We start from the raw sequence: 19,247 nt of genomic DNA, 5'->3' as shown, positions 1-19,247 counted from the left end.
TCAGCACTCGGACAAGTGCTCTGGATAAAACGGGCCGTGTTGGCGAACCTCTTGGTGGTGCAGGCTACCCCTTCAGCGAGGCTCCCCCGCAGATCGTCAGCACCTGGCCGGTGATGGATTTTCCGTGCGGCCCGCCTAGGAAAAGCACCAGGGCCGCCACATCGACAGGGTCCACCAACGCCCCCAAGGCCGGCACCACCGGTGGCACCCCAGCGCGGCGCGGATCAACCATCATCGGGGTGTCCGTTGGCCCGGGGGCCACCACATTGCAGGTGATCGAGCGTGGGGCAAGTTCCATGGCCCAACTGCGCGAGAGGCCAGCAAGCGCGGATTTGGTGGCGGCGTATTGGCTCTTACCAGCAACGCCGCTCATGGTGCGGCTTCCGATCAGCACAATCCGGGCCCCGTCGGGCAGCTTGTGAGCGAACTCATTGAGCAGCACCATGGGTGCTTGGACATGCACCGCATGCATACCTGCCAGATCCTCGGGCTTCAGCTCCCCCAGCGCACCGGTGGCCATGTACCCTGCGGCGTGCACAAACAGGTCAGGTTCCTTCAGCCGCGTGGCAATCTGCTGAACCTGGGCTGCATCGCCAAGATCGGCCGCAACCCAGTTGAACCGTTCATGCTCAAATTCGGGGCGACGGCGGCTGAGCCCGGTGACAGTGTAACCACTGGCAAGCAGCTCGGTGGCGATAGCCTGACCAATACCGGAGCTGACGCCGGTTACCAACGCGTTAGGCATTCGACTCGCCCTCGGCTACCCACGCAGGGTCGACCCGCACGTATTTAATTGCCTGCCGGAAATAGGTGTAGGCCAGGTGCAGGGAGCCGTCCTGGCCTTGGTGGATAGACGGGTAGGAGAACTCGCGGTTCAGCCCCTCGCGGGAGTTGTTCGACAGGCAGTAGCCGTCGCCCACCTCCAGGTTGCGGCGTACCGGCCAGCTCGCGCCCTGGTCCGAAGAGATTGCCACCGTCAGCGGTGCCCGCGGCGTCCCCCAGAAGGCTTTTTTGGTTTCAGAATCGGCGGTGGGGACCGGTTCAAAGACCACCGGCCCGTCGACGCTGCCGTCCAGTCCCTCGTCGTCGATTTCATCGTACAAGGACAGGCGGCGTTCGGTTTGCGCGGTGGCCTGGCTGTGGTTGTAGATCAGCGCCAATCGGCCATCGGCCATGGCGGTGAACTGTATCGAGGAGTTGTTGTTCGGCAGCTCGGTGGGAGCCGGGACACTCCAGTTTGCGCCGCCGTCGGTTGACCGCGACTCATAGATCCAGTCCGCCCAACGGCTGCGGTACAGCGCCAGCAAGCTCCCGTCGCTCAGCGCCGCCACGTTCATGTGCACGCACCCGATGGACCCGGGCACCAGCTGTTCGCTCCAGGTCACGCCGTTGTCGGTGGAGACCATCAGCGCCGAATCGTCTTCATCCCCCACCCACTTTTGGCCCGGAACCGTCGCGCATCGAAAGACCGGAACAAGAAGTTTTTCGCCCACCCGCAGTGGTGGCTGGCGGACGAATACCCCGCCGTGCTCGGTCGCCGCAAACAGGATTTCCGGTTCGGACCAGCTGCGCCCGTGGTCCTCGGAGATCCGTCGACACACCTGGGAAGTGTCTTGATTGCCTGCATGCTGCGAAGTGTACAAAAGCCACAGCTGCGCCCCGTTGACAAAAAGGATCGGGTTTTGCTCCGACCGGGTGCCGTCAAAAGACAACTGCTGCGCCGGCGACCAGGTTTCAGCCCACTGCCCGTGCCCATCACGTTGCAGGGTGGAGAAGTAGATGCTGATGTCGGCAACACCCTCTTGGGTGCCGCCAAACCAGACGCAGCCCAGATCCCCATTTCCCAGGGTCATCAGGTTGGCCGCATGCGACTGCACCGTGGGAGCCGGCAGGTAGGCATAGGCCAGCGAGCCGTCCTGCTGGACCTGGCCATCGGTGGTGATGGTGGAGAAAGTAGACATAATCAGTTCCTTGTCAGATGGGCTGCGTCAGGCAGGTGGTTAGCGTGCTTGGGCGCGCTGCAGGTGCTGCGCGGCGGTGGCTTCCAGATGGGTCAGGTCGGAGGCCACGGTGGCGAAGGTGTAACCCTCGCCCAGGCGCTGGTTGGCCAGTTCGCCGTTGGCATTGTGGATACCGGCCGCGATACCTTCCTTCTGGGCCGCGGCGCTGACACGCTTGAGCGCTGCCTCGAATTCGTCCTTGATCGCCGGGTCGCCCGGGTAGGCCGCGCCGATGGCCAAAGCCAGGTCGCTCGGCCCGACATACAGCCCGTCCAGGCCTTCCACTGCGGCGATCTCTTCCACGTTCGCCAATCCACCGGGGGTCTCGATCATGGCGAAAACCAGGGTGGTTGCATCGGCTTCGGCCGGGACCGGGCCAACGCGCAGCGCCGAACGCATCGGACCGTAGGAACGGATCCCGTGCGGCGGGTACTTCGCGGCCTGCACCGCGTCCCGGGCGTCCTGCGCGGTGTTCACCAGCGGCACAATCACCGCGACGGCACCTGCGTCCAGCGCCTTGCCGATGGCGGTGGCGTTGTTCGCTTCAACCCGCACCACGCCGGCCGCCTGCTGCGAGGCGTCGATTGCCATCAGGCCGGTCAGCATCCCGTTGTAGCCGATCAACCCGTGCTGGGCATCAAGCGCTACATAGTCATATCCAAGCCGGGCAATTCGTTCGGTGGACACCGGCGAGTCCAGCACCACCCAGTATCCGACCGCTACTTCACGGTTTCGGATCTTGCGGGCAAATTCGGTCGCAACTGTTGAAGTCATGGGGTTCATCTCTTTCTGTTTAGCGGTTGTACGCTGGCATGGGTCCGTGCAGCGAGGCGGTGGCCTCAGCGGCCGCCTGGGCCAGTGATTCGTCGAGCGGGCCGCGCGCGATGGCGGCGAGGTTGGATTCGAGCTGTTGCACCTTTGAACCACCGAGCAGCAGCGAGTCGACCCCCTGATGGTAGGCCAGCCAGCGCAGCGAGAGTTCGATCAGGCTGATGCCGGCAGACTCCGCCAGTTCGCCCAGGGCAGCGATGGCTCGGAACAAGTCCTCATCCCAGTAGCGTTCGGTGTACATGGCAGCCAGGCGAGAAGTGCCGAACCGGCCATCGGCGGGGCGCTGGGTGAAGCTGTGGCGCCCGGTCAGCAGCCCGCCTCCCAACGGGTTGTAGACCATGGTTTGCACCCCGGTGGCGGCGGCGAAGGGCAGGTACTCGGTTTCGATTCGCCGGGCCACCAGGTTGTACAGCTGCTGGGCAACGACCGGTTGCGGCGCCCCCACGCTCTGGGCCACATGCTGCACCTGCCCAATCTGCCAGGCCGCAAAATTCGAGACACCCAGGGAGAGGATTTTGCCTTCACTGTGCAGTTTGGCGACCTCGTTCAGGGTGTCCTCCAGCGGGCTGGAGTAATCCGGCTGGTGCAGGTAAAACAGGTCCAGCCTGTCGGTGCGCAGCCGGCGCAGCGAGGCTTCGACGCTGCGCCGCAGCGCGGCCGGGGACAGCGGTGAATCATCTCCCGCGTCCGCATGCGGCATGCCGGCCTTGGAGGCCAAAAAGACCTGATCGCGGCGCCCTTCGAGCAAGCTGGCCAGCAATTCTTCGGTCGCGCCGCCAACATAGGCGTTGGCGGTATCGATGTGGGTGATCCCCGCGTCCAGCGCAGCGTCCAGCATCTGCGCGCTGACCTTGTGATCTGCGGTGTCCCCGAAGGTCATGGTGCCCAGCACCAGCTGCGCCTGGGTGTTTAATTCCTGATTCATTGTTTCCTCGACGTCATGGGTGTGGGTATCAGTTGCTTAATCCGGCCAACAGGTGGCGCGGCTTAAGTCCGCTCATTTGGCTGGGGTCCAAGGCCGCACGCCGCAACGAACGGGTGTATTCCTGGCTCGGGGCGCTCAGCACCTGCTGGGTCTCGCCGATCTCAACCACCTGGCCTCGACGCATCACCAGGACCCGGTCGCTGATCTCCTGCACCACCCCCAGGTTGTGGGTGATGAAAAGGTAGGAGATCCCGGTATCTGCCTGGATCTCGGCGAGCAGCTTTATGACCTGGGCCTGGACCGAGACGTCCAGGGCACTGGTGGCCTCGTCGCATACCAGAAGTTCGGGTTTGGAGGCCAACGCCCGGGCGATGCCAATGCGCTGACGCTGGCCGCCGGAGAATTCGTTGGCCCGGCGGGCCAGCGCGCTTTCGGGCAATCCCACCCGGTCCAGCAGCCGCAACGCCTCGGCACGCCGTTGCGCCGCATTGCCTGCCTTCTGGATTTTCAGCGGTTCGGTGATGATTTCCTCGGCGCTCTGACGCGGGTCCAGCGAACCGTAGGGGTCCTGGAACACCATCTGGAATTTCCGGCGCAGGGGCCGCAATGCACGCTCATTGAGCGTCACCAGGTCGGTTCCGTCCAGCAGGATTTGCCCAGCGGCGGGGTTCAGCAGCCGCATGATCGACTTTGCCACGGTTGACTTGCCGCATCCGGACTCGCCCACCACCGCCAGGGTGGTTCCGCGGTGCAGGTCGAAGGACACATCGTCTACGGCGCGGAACACCCCCTTGCGGGTGGAGTACTCAACCGTGAGGTTCTTGACGGACAGAAATGGGTCCGATGCTGCGCGCTGGCTCATGATGCGCCTTCCGTACTCAGTGATGTCTCATCCCAGCTGCCCAACCGCGGCACGGCCGCGAGCAGGTTGCGGGTGTATTCCTCGCCAGGTGCGTCCACGATCTGCGCGGCGTCGCCGGATTCGATGAACTGCCCCGACTTCATCACGTGGATGGTGTCGGAAACCATTCGTGCCACCCCGATGTCGTGGGTGATCATCAAGATCGAAATCCCGCGGGTTTCCTGCAGCTCAAGCAACAGGTCCAGGATGCCGGCCTGCACCGTGACGTCCAATGCGCTGGTAGGCTCATCGGCCACCAGCAGTTCCGGCTCACTGGCTAGTGCGATGGCAATCAGCACACGCTGCAGCATGCCGCCGGAGAGCTGATGCGGGAACTTTTTGAGTTGTTCTTCCACCAACGGGATTCGTACCTGGGTGAGCAGTTCGATGGCCCGTTGCTGTTGGTCCGACTTGCTTTTCAGGCGCCCTGCAACCTTGATCGCTTCACGCAGCTGCGCGCCGATCGTGGCCACCGGGTTCAATGCAGTCATCGGATCCTGCGGGATCAAGGCCAGCCCGCGCCCACGGAACTTCGCAATCGCTTGAGGGTTGGAGATCACGTCCTGGCCCTTGAGCCGAACCGTGCCGGAGAGCACCGCAAGGCCAGGGGGAAGCAGCTGCAGCAGCCCCATGGCGGTGGTGGATTTACCCGAGCCGGACTCGCCGATGATGGTGACGCTCTGCCCCTTCCCGATCCGGAAGCTGACGTTGTTCACTGCCTTAAAAACTCCGTTGTCCGTCATCAGTTCGACGTTGAAGTTCTCGACTTCCAGTACTGCCGGTTCTTGCTCGTTCATCACTTGCCATCCTTTCGGGACTTGCGGCGCAGGTTGCCATCACGCAGGGCATCACCCAGCAGGTTCACCCCGACCACCAGAACCACAATAAACAGGCCCGGCAGGGTCACCATCCACCAGGAGGTGGTGATGTAGTCCTGGCCGTCGGAAATCAGGCGGCCCCAGGTGGAGAACGGCCGCTGCGGGCCGGCGCCCAGGAAGGACAGCGCGCTTTCAAGCAGCACCGCCTGCGCTAGCAGCAACAGGATCACCAGGCTTGCCTGCTTGAATACGTTCGGGATGACGTGCTTGACCAGGATCGACAGTTTCGGCAGCCCCAGGGTTTTCGCCGCCGCGATATAGGGTTTCTCTCGCTCAACCAGCACCAGCGAACGGGTCAGCCTCGCGACTTCCGGCCACTGGGCAATGGCGATCACCCCGGTGATCACGGGAATGGAAGGGCCGAACAGGGCGACCACCAGCAACAGCATCATCAGCAGCGGCAGGGACATCTGCGCTTCAAGCACACGGGAGATGATCACGTCCGCCCATTTGCCGTAAAAGCCGGCGATGGAACCCAGGATCACGCCAATGGCACCGGAGACCACCACGGCCAGCACGCCGATCATCAGCGAGGTCTGCCCACCGAACAGCACCCGGGAGAACAGGTCGCGGCCCAGCTGATCGGTGCCGAACAGGTGCCCATCCACCAGCGGGGGCAGGCGGCGGGATCCGAGGTCCTGCATGTTCGGGTCCGCGATCGGCAGGAAACTGGCCAGTGCGATGGGAAGCACCACCAGCAAGGTGAGGATTGCGCCCATCCACAGTTTGATCCGTGCCGAGCGGGCCCGGCGGGAGGCATCCGATTTTTTCAGCACCTGTGGCGTCACCGCCGAACGCGGAGATACGCTCGGGGCCGGTGGGGAACTCTGCGTGGTGATGCTCATGCCGAAGCTGCCTTTCCGAGGCGGACCCGTGGGTCCAGCAGTGGGTAGGCCAAGTCGATCAGCAGCTGGACGGCAACCGCCAGCAGCGCGGTGATCAGCACGGTGGCCTGGATCAGGGGGTAGTCACGGGTTTCCAGCGCCCGGACGATCAGCGACCCGACGCCGGGCCAGCCGAACACGACTTCAACAACAACCACACCGTTAAGCATCGCGGCAAATCGTGTGCCAAGCGCCGTGAAAACCGGAATGCCGGCATTTCCCAAGGCATAGCGCCAGGTCAGTACCCGTTCGCTGACGCCACGCGAGCGCGCGATGGTCAGGTACGGCGAGTTGAAGTTGGTGACCATCTCGCGTTTGACCATGCGCGAAATGAGCGCGATCTGCAAGATCGCCACGGTGATGGTCGGCAGCACCAACCCGCCCCAGGTGGTGAAACCCGAGGCCGGAAACAACGGGATCAGCACCGAGAATCCGGTGAGAAGCATGATGCCGGTCCAGAAGTCGGGCATCGACTGCCCGGCAATGGTCAGCACGTTGACTCCCAGTTCGGCGTCGGTATCTGCACGGCGGGCCATCCACATCCCCAGCGGAATGGAAACCAAGGCCGCCAGCAGGATCGAGCTGGTTGCGAGGGTCAGCGTGTACGGAAGGCGATCCATCACCACCTCCACGGCCGGAGCCTGGAAGGAGTAGGACATTCCCAGTTGCCCAGTGAAGAGCTGGCCGAGGAAAATCACGTACTGCTGCAGCAACGGCAGGTCGAGGCCGAACTGCTCGCGGACCGCGGCAAGCTCCTCGTTGGTAGCCAGCGGGCCGGCGAACGCGACCGCCGGATCTCCCGGGGCCATGCGGATCAGCACAAAGACCACCGATACGGTGAGGAACACCGTCAGCAGTCCCTGCCCGATGCGTTTGGGTAGATAGGTCAGCACGGTTTAGCTCTCCAATCCCACGGCGGCCAGCGGGTAGGCGTTGGCGGCGGATAGGTTCAGGTTCTGCACACGCTCCCGGCGGGCAAGAATAGATTTCGGGGTGAAGGCCCAGGCGCAGGGCCAGGTGTCCCAGGCCGCTTGCTGCGCGTCCTTCAGGTAGGTTTGGCGTTTGACCTCGTCGACCTCGGAGGCCGCCCGAGCGATCTTCTTGGTCACCTCCGGATTGACGTAGCCCTGGTAGGTATCGCGGGTTTTTTCCTTCTGCGCGGTCCCCGCGTACATTCCCTGGAGCATGGTGATTGCCAAACCGGTAGGGCTGGAGAAACCGTTGCCCAAAAGGTCCCAGTCCCCTTCCTTGCCCTGTCGCCATTGCAGGATGTTTCCGCCCGGCTCGAACTGCTGCAATTCGGTGCGGACACCGATATCGCCGAACATCTGCACCAGCGCTTCCATGATCGCGGTATCCGAGGGGAACTCGCCGGTTTCCCAGATGATTTTCAGTGTCAGGTCGGAGGCCCCGTAGTCGGCCAGCAAGGATTTGGCCTTGCCCGGGTCGTACACATAGTCACCGGTTCTCGCGAACCCGAACAGGCTGGTGGCGGTCACCCCTTGGGCTTGCTCCACCGAGTCAATCAACACGTCGTGGACCAGGGATTCGCCGTCGATGGCAAAGGACAGCGCTTCGCGGACCCGCACATCGGAGAGCGGGTGGGAAGCAGGTTTGCGGAAGTTGTAAAAAATCTGGTTCAAACGCAGCGAGGAGGCCATTTCAAGCTTCACGCCGGGCAGACCCTGGAGCTGCTCCATGGAGTTCGGGGAGATGGAGTCGATGATGTCCACCTCGCCGCTGCGCAGTGCGATCACGCGGGAGGACTCTTCGGGCAGGAACCGGACGTTGACCTGACGTACCGACGCGGGTTCGCCCCAGTAGTTCTCATTGCGCACCAGGGTGTAGCTTCCCACGCCGCGGTCGTAGTCCTGCACCACATAGGGCCCGGTTCCCACACCGGTTTGCAGCTCTTCGGCCTTGTTGTCCTCCGCCGGGGTAATCAGGATCAGCGCCATCAGCGCATCCAGAATGGGGATCGGCTCTGCCGAGTCCAGGTAGAAGGTGCGCTGGTCGACCTCGGTGACGGTCGGGAACTCCGGGAAGAAGCTGGCCACAAACGAGCCCTGCACCTTGGAATACATTTCCAGGGCGGTGGCCACATCCTGCGGCTTGACCGGGCGTCCGTCTGAGTAGGTGATTGATTCGCGCAGCTTCACAGTCCAGCGGGTGGGCGAGGTCATCACCATCGACTCCGCCAATACCGGGATGGGAGAAATATCCGGCCCGATCGCGGTCAACCCTTCACGCACGGCACGCTGCACGGTGACGGCTGCATCAAACTGGTTCAGCTTGTTGTCCAAGGACACCAGCGAACGGTTCAGCGCCAGCGTGAGGGTGTCTTTGCCCGGCAAACCGGTGGGGCCGGCGCATGCGGTTGCGCTCACCCCAACGGCCGCGAAGATTCCGGCGGCCCCCGCCAGCCGCAGCAGCGACCTGCGCGACATGTTGGGACCAGAGAATAATGCGGTCATCGTCGACCTCCCGATCGATTGTGTTGCGCGCCACCAGCCGTTTTTGTGCCGGGCCCTGAGCGCACATGGAATTTGTAACTCATGTCACCTTCCCACGATTGCGCGAAATGCGCAACAGGGATAGCGCATTTCGCGCAGTTGTGTCATGATGTTGATCAGCAACACTGTGACGCCCGCTACCCCTCGGGCCATCCCTCAGGAGGTGAACAGCTCGGAAATGACACAACAATCCCCCACCGATCAGCCCCCTGCCCGGCAGGCGGAGCCGGGCGAGGCCTCGCGAGGCGACACCACGCAGATCCTGGTTCTCGCCGACGACTTTTCAGGTGCCTGCGAGGTATCCGTCCCCTGGATGAGCGCTGGATTCCGCACCCGGATTGTGCTGCACGATGAGCACACCGACGCGGAAGCACCCGATCGGTCCCGCACCGCATTGGTCAGGGACACCAATAGCCGCTATCTGGAGGCACGCAGCGCCCACGCGGTTCTCAGCCGGTGCGTAGCCGCGGTGGATCCGCACACACTCATCTTCAAAAAAATTGATTCGCTCTGGCGCGGAAACGTGGGCGCCGAGCTCGCCGCGCTGGTTCAGGCCGGTTTTCGTGTGATCCTGGCCGGCGCGCTGCCGCACTTGGAGCGAACGGTGGTTAACGGGCAGGCACTGATCGCCGGTGAACCACTGGCCGCGACCGATGCCTGGAAGGTGGAGGCCGCCACGGCCCCCGCCCGGATCAGCGACCTGCTGGGCGGCCTAGAATCGGTGCAGCTTGCGCGACCTGCATTATCCGCGCAGGTCAACGACTTCCAACAGGAACTTGCCGCCGGGCTTGGCACCTCCTCGGTGCTGATCATCGACTGCGTTGATCAACCGGACCTCGACACCATCGCCGCCAGCTGGCTGCGCTTGCGCACCGAGGCCCCCGAGCTGGCGGCACGGAGCATCCTGGTGGGAACCGGAGCGTTGAACCACGCCCTGAGCCAGCACTTGAGCAACCCCGGCACGGTGCACAATGCACCGGCACTAACAGAAAACGCAACAGCCTTGGCCGTTGTCGGTTCCGCCTCGGGTCGCTCGGGCGAACAGCTTCGGTATGCCCAAGACCGCGGAATACCCAGCGCCGAAACAGCCGCCGAGCTGGCCGGGCTCGGCCCGGGTGAACTGCAAATCCTCACCGCCTCGCGACTACCGGCGCAGCCGCACGAGGTGCTGCACCGTCTGCGCACCGAAACTCGAAGTTTTCTCACCGCGAACCCCACTGCGGACCTGTTCCTCACCGGCGGCGAAACCGCACGGGCAGTGCTCGATGACCTTGCGGTCGCGACGCTGGAACCCCGGGAACAGCTGGAAGCAGGGGTCGTCATCTGCCAAACACCCGATGGGCGTTTAGTGGGCACCAAACCCGGAACCTTCGGCAGCACCGAAATCCTCCACCACGCATTATCCCGTTTGCGCACACTGCGCACCTTGTCTTCTCAGGAGCCAACCCAATGAACACCACCGATTCACGTCCATTCATCGCGGTCACCATGGGTGACGGTGCCGGGGTCGGCCCCGAGGTCACCGTTGGCGCCCTGCTTGATGCGAACGCTTACCGGATCAGCCGCCCCATCGTGATCGGCGATGTCCACCGCCTGCAGCTTGGCGCCGCGGCACTGGGTGCACGGGTAGAGATCGTTGAAATCAGCGAGGTCCGCGAGGCGGAATTCACCCCGGGCCGGATCAACGTGATCGACCCGCACCTGCTCTCGGAAGACCTGGAGTGGGGCAAAGTCTCCGCCGAAGCTGGAAACGCCGCCTACCACTACATCCGCATCGCCTGCGAGCTGGGCATGCGCGGCGAGATCCAGGGGATCTGCACCGCACCGCTGAACAAGGCGGCGCTGCACGAAGCCGGGCATGTATACCCGGGCCACACCGAACTGCTCGCGCACTTCATGGGTGTGGATGAGGTCTCGATGATGCTCTCCACCCCGAAGGTCAAGGTCATCCATGTCACGACCCACATCGGGCTGATCGACGCGATCGCGAAGATCGAACCAGGACTGGTCGAGCGCACCGTGCGCCGTGGCCACGAGGCACTGGTCCGCGCCGGGAACCCGCAACCAAAAATCGGGGTCTGCGCCATCAACCCGCACGCCGGGGAAAACGGCCTGTTCGGTTACGGCGAAGAGGAAGAAAAAATCATCCCGGCCCTTGAGGTCCTGCAGGCCGAGGGGATCAATGCGGTAGGCCCGCTGCCCGCGGATACCGCATTTTTCCTGGCCGGGCGCGGGGATTACGACCTGATTGTCGCGATGTACCACGACCAGGGCCATGGTCCGGTCAAGGTGCTGGGCATTGAAGCCGGAGTGAATATCACCGTCGGGTTGCCGGTGATCCGCACCTCGGTTGATCACGGCACCGCATTCGACATCGCCGGCCAAGGTATCGTCGAGGTTGGCAGCATGATCGAGGCGCTGTCCCAGTCGGTTAACCTGGCCTCCATCCCGGTGAAGTAAAACTCGCTCGGGATTGCCGATACACTCAGCGTATCGGCTGCACAACATTGCAAGGAGGAATACACGATGTCTACCAGTGCGAAGGTGCGCCAGGGGCAGATCCTTGACTTGGCGCACACCAGCGGCCTGGCAAGCGTCGAAGAACTCTCCGAACGGTTTGGTGTCACCGCATCCACCATCCGCCGCGACCTGTCCAAGCTCACCACCGAAGGCAAAATTGCCCGCACCTACGGCGGGGCCATGCCGCTAACCGCCGCGGTGGTCGAGTCGACATTTCGCCAGCGCACCAAGGAACGCACGCTGGCTAAAACCGCGATTGGCCGCGCGGCCCGCGAGCTGGTGCACGAAGGGCAAACTATCTTGCTTGATTCCGGGTCAACGGTCGCGAGCCTGGCCCACGAACTTCGAGACGCCCAGCAACTCACGCTCGCCACCACTTCCTTGGTCGTGGTGGAGGAGCTTGCCGAAGCCGAGGACGTGCACGTGGAATGCATCGGCGGCACCCTGCGCCACCGCAGTGCGGCGTTTGTGGGCCCTTTGGCGGAGTACTGCCTGGAGCGGATGAGCTTCGACACCGTGTTCCTCGGTGCCGATGGCGTCATCCCGGATGCCATCTGCGAGGCCGACCTCATCCAGACCCGGTTGAAGGAGAAAATGCTGTCCCGCGCCAATCAGGTCGTGGTGCTGGCCGACAGCTCCAAGCTGAACCAGCGCCCCTTCCATGCGTGGGCCAAGCTGCCGTCCAACTGGAGCCTGGTGACCGATGAGGCCGCCACCGCCGAACAGCTGCAGCCATTTGTCCACGCCGGGGTCAACGTCATCCAGGCGTAGTTTTGCTCCGCCCGCGCAGCACCGGCGAGCACAGCAGCACCACCACACCGGTCAGCGGGACCAGCAGCAGCGCGAAACGCAGACCCCAGGATTCGGCCATGAGTCCGATCAGCGGCGGGGAGAGCAGAAAACCAAGCCGCATCAGCCAGGAGACCACGGTCAGCCCGGTCCCGGGGGCAAGGCCCGGCAGCCGATCGGCCTGGTCCATGGTCGCCGGCACCAGGGTCGCCACCCCGAATCCGGCGGCCGCGAATCCGGCCACCGTTCCCCACAGCGACGGGAACGCCAGCGCCAGCCCCATACCCGCCACGACCAGCAGGCCGCCGAGCTGCGCCACCGCGCGCTGGCCGAAGCGGTCGACCATGCCGTCGCCCAGGATACGCCCGATGAACTGCGCGGCGACCATGGCGATGTAGCCGGTGGCGGCCAGCGCGGCTGGGGCGCCGATGCCCTGGCCCAGATACAGCGTGGCCCAGGAATTCCCGGCGTCCTCCACCATGGTGCCTGCTACGGCGATCAGCACCAGCGCCGTCATCGGCATCACGATGTGCCGGCGGGTTACCGGGTTCACGGTGCGCACCGCACCGTCGGCTACCTCCTCAGGTTCGGTTCGCCCGGCGGATGCCGGCAGGCAGTAGCGCCAGGCCGCCAGCGCCACGGCGGCGAAAATCAGCATCGAGATGCCGAAATGCACCCCCAGCGGCAGCCCCGCGGCCATCGCCCCGGCCGCCATCAGCCCGCCGATCAGCGCGCCGACGGACCACAGGGCATGCAGCGAGTTCAGGATCGACCGCCCGTAACGGCGCTGCACCAGCAGGCCGTGCGAGTTCTGCGCGACGTCGGTGATCGCATCCATGGCCCCGCCGCACAAAAAGGCGAACGCGACCAGCCACAGCCCCGGGGCCAGCCCCGCGCCGAGCAGCGCGGCCCCGGTGAGGATGGTGCCGGCCACCGCGACGGCCCCGGCGCCGAACCGGCGGATCAGCCACCCGGCGGCCATCCCGGCGATCATCGCGCCGATGGGCCAGGCGGTGACCAGCAGGCCGTAGCTTGCCTCGCCCAGTCCCAGGCGTTCCTTGAATTCGGGCAGCCGCGGGGCCATATTGGCGAACAAGGCGCCGTTGGTCAGGAACAATGCCGCGGTGGCTGCCCGCGCGCGGCGATCGGTAAGGGTGCTCATGGAGCCTTTCGGGTGGGGAGGTTCGGCGCCGTGGCGCGCATCAGGTCAAGGGCGCTGCACAGCGCGCCGTGCACCACCGCCTCGGCACCGAGGCTGGAGGCGCTCAGGCGCACCGGGGCCGGTTCACGCTCCAGTTCGCGCTGGGCGATCTGGATCACCGGGGCCAGCGTGGCGGCCATGGCCCCGGAGACGATGATGGTTTCAAGCCCGGCAAAACCGGCGATCACCGCGGCGATCCGCGCCAGCCGCAGGCCCAACGCCTCCAGGATCTCGCACGCCAGCTCGTCGTGCGCGTGCGCGGCGGCAAAAATCTGTTGGGTGCCGCGCTGCTCCAGCCCGGCCAGGCTGCTGGACCGTCCGGCGGCCAGCGCGTCGTTGGCCAACTGGCGCGCCACCGGACCCAGCCCGGCGGCGCTGCCAACCCCCTGGACGTGGGTGAGAAACCGCATCTCGCCGGCCATTCCGTGGGCGCCGCGCAACAGCTGGCCATCCACCACGGTGCCGGCGCCCAGGCGTTCACCCACCAGCAGAGCCGCAAACGACCCCTCGGCGCCGCGGCCCAGCTCCGCCCGCGCGGCGAGGTTCGCATCGTTCTCCACCTGGATCAACCCGGTGAATTCTCCGAGCTGCCCCTGCCAGTCGGGGTTCATCCGGCCCCAGAATCCGTTGGCATCCGACGGGGAGAAACCGTGGGAATCAACCGGGGCCGGCACCCCCACGACCAGTGCATCCAGCGTCCGGGAAGCCTGGGAGCCGCCCAGCTCGCGCAGCAATTGCGCCACCACCTGCACACGCTGCGCGGCGGGTGCCTCCGGGTGGATGTCCGCCTGCGCGCGCGCCAGCACGGTGCCGTGCGGATCGGCCAGGACGGCGCTGATCCGGTGCTGCCCGGCGTCGATCCCGGCCACCGCACGGGTGTCGGTCTCCAACTCGTAGCGCAGGGCCGGGCGCCCGGTGGAATACTGCCCCAGCGCGCGCGAATCCTGGGCTTCGCGCAGCCACCCGGCATCGGCCAGCTCGCGGGCCTGGTTCAGCACCGTCACCCGGGTCAGCCCGGTCGCGGCCATCAGCTCGGCGGCGCTCACCGCCCCGGCATCCCAGGCGGCATCCAGGATTTTGCGCGCGTTGCGCAGGCGCGCGGAAGGCTCCGGGATTACGGCCCGCACCTGTGCGTCCGGTGGATTTGAAGTCACCTACCCGAGTATAGACGCGAGTTTATTAAGATGCTAAATTTACTTCGGTTCATCCCGAAACCGCCCTCTCAGACAAGGAGCACCCTGTTGGACAACACCGCGAACTGGTGGCGCCAAGCCGCCGTCTACCAGATCTACCCGCGCAGCTTCGCCGATTCAAACGCCGATTCCCTGGGCGATCTGCCCGGGGTCGCCTCCCGGGTCGACTACCTGCGCGACCTGGGGATCGACGCGGTCTGGCTCTCCCCCTTCTACCCCTCCGCGCTGGCCGATGGCGGCTACGACGTGGACGACTACCGCAATGTGGACCCGCGGCTGGGCACCCTGGCCGATTTCGATGCGATGACCGCCGCCCTGCACACCGCCGGAATCAAGGTGATTGTGGACATCGTGCCCAACCACTCCTCCAACCTGCACCAGTGGTTCCGCGAGGCGCTGGCCTCCCCCAAGGGCTCGGCCGCCCGCGATCGCTACATCTTCCGCGACGGGGTGGGCGAACACGGCGAACTGCCCCCGGCCGACTGGGAGTCGGTGTTCGGCGGCCCGTCATGGAGCCCGGTGGGCGACGGGCAGTGGTACCTGCACCTCTTCGCCCCCGAGCAACCGGATTTCAACTGGGAGAACCCGCAGGTCCGCGAGGACTTCTTGAAGACCCTGCGCTTCTGGTCGGACCGCGGGGTGGATGGGTTCCGCATCGACGTCGCCCACGCGCTGGCCAAAAACGTGCCGCACGCCGACCTGCCCAGCAAGGCCCAGCTTGACGCCCACCCCTGGGACGGCACCCATCCGCTCTGGGACCGCGACGAGGTGCACCAGATCTACACCGCCTGGCGCGAGGTGTTCAACAGCTACACCCCGCCGCGCATCGCGGTGGCCGAATCCTGGAGCAACGCCCAGCGCCGCCCCGCCTATGCCCGCTCGCTGGGCCAGGCCTTCAACTTCGACCTGCTCAAGGCGGATTTCACCGCCGACGACTTCCGCAGCATCATCACCGTCAACCTGGAACAGGCCGCGTTGGCCGGCTCCTCCACCACCTGGGTGTATTCAAATCACGATGTCATCCGCCACGCCACCCGCTACGCCCTTGTGCCCACCGGAGACCCGGACGCCGCCCGCAACTGGCTGCTGGACGGGGCCTCCGCGCACGCCGTGGATCCCGCGCTGGGCCTGCGCCGCGCCCGCGCCGCCACCTTGCTGCAGCTGGCCCTGCCCGGCAGCGCCTACCTCTACCAGGGCGAGGAGCTCGGCCTGCCGGAGGTCAGCCAGATCGACGACGAGCAGCGCCAGGACCCCACCTTCTTCCGCAACCCCGGGGTGGACCTGGGGCGCGACGGTTGCCGGGTCCCGCTGCCCTGGGAGCCGGCCGGGACCTCGTTGGGTTTCGGCGCGGCCGGGGCGCACCTGCCGCAGCCGGCCGAGTTCGCCCAGCTGTCCGTCGCCGCCCAAGACGGTGTGCCCGGCAGCACCCTCTCGCTCTACCGCGACGCCCTGGCGCTGCGCCGCGAACTGCAAACCGATGAATCGCTGTCCTGGTTGCCCAGCGCGCCCGGGGTGCTTGCCTTCAGCCGTCCCAACGGCTGGATCAGCATCACCAATTTCAACGCGCCGCCCCAGCAGCTGCCGTCGACTCCTCTGCTGACCAGCGGGCCATTGGCGGACGGCAAACTGCCGGCCGCCACCACCGCCTGGTTGCGCGGTTAACCCTTAACAGGATGTCCGCAGGCAACAGGGCGTCGGAACCATCTTGGGTTCCGGCGCCCTACTGCCAGCGATGCCTGCCAACCCGGGCGATAAACCGTTCCACACCCGAACCCTCGGGGTTCCGCTGCCATCCGGGCCGTGAAAGATAAGTGTGAATCCGCGCCAGCGCCCGGTCGTACTCGGCACGAGCGAACACCAACTCCTGCGGCATCAGTTCCAGAGGATCCCCGGGAATCAACTGCTCAAACTCGTCGTATTCCTCCGGATCGTCATCAGCCGCCCAGTGCGGCCGTGACCACCTCACCCACTGCGGGCCAAGCTCCAAATCAACCGCCAGGTTTCCGCACCCCAGATCCCCGCAGCTGCGGCAGACGTAGATCTCGATCTCTCTCCCGCTCATTCGGTGATCCCGGCCAGCAAAGTCCGCGCGATAGGTGGGCAGCAACTTTCTCAGCTCTCCACGCAGAAAACGCCGGGCAAAGGGGGAAACACACCAGTCGCCCGCCGGGTCAACGAACTGGGCCAGGCTACGCCCATCGAGAAGAAGTTCGGCGCACTGCTTGCGCGCATTCCAACGCACACCGATCTGGTTCACCTCTGCCATGGTGCCAAGCATAGGTGCGCCCAGGCACCATCGGAACCCCAATCAAGTGATTGACACCACATCACCACCTGTTGTGTACTGGGCTCAATCGATCGATTGGGAGCGGGGATGGAACTGGGGCAGATCCACCGGGCGGCAGTTGCCTGTTTCGCGCGCCAGGGCTACGCGGCCACCGGCATCCGGGAGCTGGGTGCCGCGGTGGGGCTGAATTCGGCCACCCTGTACCACTACGTCGGCGGCAAGCAGGAGCTGCTGCTGGGGGTCATCAGCGGCTGCTTGACCGCGATGCTCGCCGGCGCCCGCGAGGCCCAGACCCCGGCTGATCCCGCCCAACGCCTGGCCGCATTGGTCGGTTTCCACGTGGGTTTCACCGCCAGCAACCCGCAGACTGCCCGCGTGGCCGAATACGAGATGCGCTCGCTGAGCCCGGAGCACCGCCAGTCGATGCAGGGCCTGCGCGATGAATACGAGCGGCTGTTCGCCGCGGTGCTTCACGACGGCGAGCGCGCGGGTGCATTCCACACCCCGGATCTTTCCCTGGCCCGGCTGGCCATCATGGAGATGGGCACCGGGGTGGCGCACTGGTACCGGCCGTCGGGCCGCTTGGAGTTGGCCCAGGTGCAGCAGGAATTCATCGCGATGGCCCTGCGGATCCTGGGCGCCGCCCCGCCCACCGCCACCACGCTGCCGCTCCCGGTGCGGCTTGCAAGCGAACCCGACAGCGAACCCGGCAGCATTCCCCAAGGAGCGGCATGAAGATCCCCACCCACGTTGATCCGCAGTCCCAGGAGTTCATCCGGCGCCGCGACGAGTACCAGCCGCTGCTGGACGAGCTGCGCGAGCGGCTGGCCCGGGCCGCGCGCGGAGGCTCCCAGAAATCCCGCGACCGCCACGTCGAACGCGGAAAACTGCTGCCCCGCGATCGGGTGGACCGGCTGCTGGATGAGGGATCGCCCTTCCTGGAAGTCGCCCCGCTGGCCGCGGAGGAGATGTACGACGGGGCAAGCCCCGGGGCGGGGCTGATCACCGGCATCGGGCTGGTGCACGGGCGCCAGGTGATGGTGGTGGCGAACGACCCGACCGTCAAGGGCGGGACCTACTTCCCGATGACGGTCAAAAAACACCTGCGCGCGCAAGCGATCGCGCTGGAGAACCGGCTGCCGTGTGTGTACCTGGTGGATTCCGGTGGCGCGTTCCTGCCCATGCAGGACGAGGTGTTCCCGGACCGCGAGCACTTCGGGCGGATCTTCTACAACCAGGCCAAGCTCTCCGCGGCCAAAATCCCGCAGCTGGCCGCGGTGCTCGGCTCCTGCACCGCCGGCGGCGCCTACGTGCCGGCGATGAGCGATGAGAGCGTGATCGTGCGCAACCAGGGAACCATTTTCCTGGGTGGCCCGCCGCTGGTGAAGGCCGCGATCGGCCAGGTGGTCACCGCGGAAGAGCTCGGCGGCGGGCAGCTGCATGCGGGCACCTCCGGGGTGGTGGACCACCTGGCGGAAAACGACGAGCACGCCCTGCACATCCTGCGCGAGATCGTCAACACCCTGCCCGATCCTGTCCCGGAACCCGCGGCGGCGTACGGCGAGCCGGCCTACGACGCCGATGAGCTGACCGGCATCGTCCCGGTGGATGTGAACACCCCCTACGAGGTGCGCGAGGTCATCGCCCGGCTGGTGGATGACAGCGAATTCCACGAGTTCAAGGCCGAGTACGGCACCACCTTGGTCACCGGGTTCGCCCGGCTGTACGGGCGGCGGGTGGGAATCATCGCGAACAACGGGGTGCTCTTTTCCGAGTCGGCGCTGAAGGGCGCGCACTTCATCGAACTGTGCGACCAGCGCGGCATCCCGCTGATTTTCCTGCAGAACCTGGCCGGGTTCATGGTCGGGAAGGAGTACGAGGCCGGCGGCATCGCCAAGCACGGGGCCAAGATGGTCACCGCGGTGGCCACCGCCAGGGTGCCCAAGTACACCGTGATCATCGGCGGCTCCTTCGGGGCCGGCAACTATTCGATGTGCGGGCGCGCCTACTCGCCGCGCTTTTTGTGGATGTGGCCGGCCGCGCGCATCTCCGTGATGGGCGGAGCGCAGGCCGCCGCGGTGCTGGCCACCGTCAAACGCGACTCGCTCGCCCCCGGCGAGAAGTTCACCGACGCCGACGAGCAGGCCTTCAAGGAGCCGATCCGCGCGCGGTACGAGTCCCAGGGCAGCGGCTGGTACTCCACCGCCCGGCTGTGGGACGACGGGGTCATCGCCCCGGCCGACACCCGGCGGGTGCTCGGCCTGGCGTTGGGCGCGTGCCCGCCAGAACTTCCGGAAACCAACTTCGGCCTGTTCAGGATGTGAG

General features: G+C 65.6%; 18 protein-coding genes. 6 read left to right on the top strand and 12 right to left on the bottom strand.

Annotated elements, in window-relative coordinates; translation table 11 throughout:
* Window positions 1-64: 64 nt before the first annotated feature.
* The 9 genes from ACIOWL_RS03410 to ACIOWL_RS03370 are packed head-to-tail and all read right to left on the bottom strand — an operon-like array spanning window position 65 to window position 8,893.
* Window positions 65-745, bottom strand: a complete 681-nt coding sequence (locus ACIOWL_RS03410) for an SDR family NAD(P)-dependent oxidoreductase (protein ID WP_400381719.1) — start codon at window positions 743-745, stop codon at window positions 65-67.
* Window positions 738-1,961 carry an exo-alpha-sialidase gene (locus ACIOWL_RS03405; protein ID WP_400381717.1) on the bottom strand — a complete coding sequence of 408 codons (1,224 nt, stop codon included), beginning with the start codon at window positions 1,959-1,961 and terminating at the stop codon, window positions 738-740. Before ACIOWL_RS03405 ends, ACIOWL_RS03410 begins: the two co-directional genes overlap by 8 nt.
* Window positions 1,962-2,000: 39 nt before the next feature.
* A complete protein-coding gene (locus ACIOWL_RS03400) occupies window positions 2,001-2,774 on the bottom strand; it encodes an HpcH/HpaI aldolase/citrate lyase family protein (protein ID WP_400381715.1) in 774 nt (257 codons plus the stop codon).
* A 19-nt stretch (window positions 2,775-2,793) separates the two neighbouring features.
* Window positions 2,794-3,756 carry an aldo/keto reductase gene (locus tag ACIOWL_RS03395; RefSeq protein ID WP_400381713.1) on the bottom strand — a complete coding sequence of 321 codons (963 nt, stop codon included), beginning with the start codon at window positions 3,754-3,756 and terminating at the stop codon, window positions 2,794-2,796.
* Between the two features lie 28 nt (window positions 3,757-3,784).
* Window positions 3,785-4,618: an ATP-binding cassette domain-containing protein gene (locus ACIOWL_RS03390; protein ID WP_400381712.1), complete on the bottom strand. Its 834-nt coding sequence runs from the start codon at window positions 4,616-4,618 to the stop codon at window positions 3,785-3,787.
* On the bottom strand, window positions 4,615-5,454 hold the full coding sequence (locus ACIOWL_RS03385) for an ABC transporter ATP-binding protein (protein ID WP_400381710.1): 840 nt from the start codon (window positions 5,452-5,454) through the stop codon (window positions 4,615-4,617). Before ACIOWL_RS03385 ends, ACIOWL_RS03390 begins: the two co-directional genes overlap by 4 nt.
* Window positions 5,454-6,380 (bottom strand): ABC transporter permease, encoded by a 927-nt coding sequence (locus tag ACIOWL_RS03380; RefSeq protein ID WP_400381708.1) that lies wholly within the window; start codon window positions 6,378-6,380, stop codon window positions 5,454-5,456. Before ACIOWL_RS03380 ends, ACIOWL_RS03385 begins: the two co-directional genes overlap by 1 nt.
* A complete protein-coding gene (locus ACIOWL_RS03375; protein WP_400381707.1) occupies window positions 6,377-7,312 on the bottom strand; it encodes an ABC transporter permease in 936 nt (311 codons plus the stop codon). The genes ACIOWL_RS03380 and ACIOWL_RS03375 overlap by 4 nt, the downstream gene beginning before the upstream one ends.
* A 3-nt stretch (window positions 7,313-7,315) precedes the next feature.
* Window positions 7,316-8,893, bottom strand: coding sequence for an ABC transporter substrate-binding protein (locus ACIOWL_RS03370; RefSeq protein WP_400381705.1), 1,578 nt, complete (start codon window positions 8,891-8,893; stop codon window positions 7,316-7,318).
* Between the two features lie 217 nt (window positions 8,894-9,110).
* Here ACIOWL_RS03370 and ACIOWL_RS03365 point away from each other — a divergent pair, with 217 nt between their 5' ends.
* The 3 genes from ACIOWL_RS03365 to ACIOWL_RS03355 all read left to right on the top strand — a co-directional run bounded on the left by ACIOWL_RS03365 (window position 9,111) and on the right by ACIOWL_RS03355 (window position 12,223).
* Window positions 9,111-10,385: a four-carbon acid sugar kinase family protein gene (locus ACIOWL_RS03365; RefSeq protein ID WP_400381703.1), complete on the top strand. Its 1,275-nt coding sequence runs from the start codon at window positions 9,111-9,113 to the stop codon at window positions 10,383-10,385.
* Entirely contained in the window at window positions 10,382-11,392 is a 1,011-nt protein-coding gene (pdxA, locus tag ACIOWL_RS03360) for a 4-hydroxythreonine-4-phosphate dehydrogenase PdxA (RefSeq protein WP_400381701.1), read from the top strand. The genes ACIOWL_RS03365 and pdxA overlap by 4 nt, the downstream gene beginning before the upstream one ends.
* Before the next feature lie 66 nt (window positions 11,393-11,458).
* Complete coding sequence (locus ACIOWL_RS03355; RefSeq protein ID WP_400381699.1) at window positions 11,459-12,223, top strand: DeoR/GlpR family DNA-binding transcription regulator; 765 nt, start codon at window positions 11,459-11,461, stop codon at window positions 12,221-12,223.
* On the opposite strand, the gene ACIOWL_RS03350 is transcribed toward ACIOWL_RS03355, so the two are convergent.
* Together ACIOWL_RS03350 and ACIOWL_RS03345 are read right to left on the bottom strand one after the other, a co-directional pair.
* On the bottom strand, window positions 12,210-13,403 hold the full coding sequence (locus tag ACIOWL_RS03350; protein ID WP_400381697.1) for an MFS transporter: 1,194 nt from the start codon (window positions 13,401-13,403) through the stop codon (window positions 12,210-12,212). The genes ACIOWL_RS03355 and ACIOWL_RS03350 overlap by 14 nt on opposite strands.
* Window positions 13,400-14,596: an ROK family protein gene (locus ACIOWL_RS03345; protein ID WP_400381695.1), complete on the bottom strand. Its 1,197-nt coding sequence runs from the start codon at window positions 14,594-14,596 to the stop codon at window positions 13,400-13,402. Before ACIOWL_RS03345 ends, ACIOWL_RS03350 begins: the two co-directional genes overlap by 4 nt.
* 30 nt (window positions 14,597-14,626) lie before the next feature.
* On the opposite strand from ACIOWL_RS03345, the gene ACIOWL_RS03340 reads away from it, so the two are divergent.
* Window positions 14,627-16,297 (top strand): glycoside hydrolase family 13 protein, encoded by a 1,671-nt coding sequence (locus ACIOWL_RS03340; RefSeq protein ID WP_400381693.1) that lies wholly within the window; start codon window positions 14,627-14,629, stop codon window positions 16,295-16,297.
* Between the two features lie 58 nt (window positions 16,298-16,355).
* Here ACIOWL_RS03340 and ACIOWL_RS03335 read toward each other — a convergent pair whose 3' ends face one another.
* Window positions 16,356-16,901, bottom strand: coding sequence for a hypothetical protein (locus ACIOWL_RS03335; RefSeq protein ID WP_400381692.1), 546 nt, complete (start codon window positions 16,899-16,901; stop codon window positions 16,356-16,358).
* A 108-nt stretch (window positions 16,902-17,009) separates the two neighbouring features.
* Between ACIOWL_RS03335 and ACIOWL_RS03330 the strand changes: the two genes are divergently transcribed.
* Entirely contained in the window at window positions 17,010-17,657 is a 648-nt protein-coding gene (locus ACIOWL_RS03330) for a TetR/AcrR family transcriptional regulator (protein WP_400381690.1), read from the top strand.
* A complete protein-coding gene (locus ACIOWL_RS03325; RefSeq protein ID WP_400381687.1) occupies window positions 17,654-19,246 on the top strand; it encodes a carboxyl transferase domain-containing protein in 1,593 nt (530 codons plus the stop codon). Before ACIOWL_RS03330 ends, ACIOWL_RS03325 begins: the two co-directional genes overlap by 4 nt.
* Window position 19,247 lies beyond the last annotated feature (1 nt).

Source organism: Glutamicibacter sp. NPDC087344 (assembly GCF_044744225.1).
Lineage (GTDB): Bacteria > Actinomycetota > Actinomycetes > Actinomycetales > Micrococcaceae > Glutamicibacter.
The sequence above is the reverse complement of the archived record's forward strand: the minus strand, read 5'-3'. Positions and strand labels throughout refer to the sequence as shown.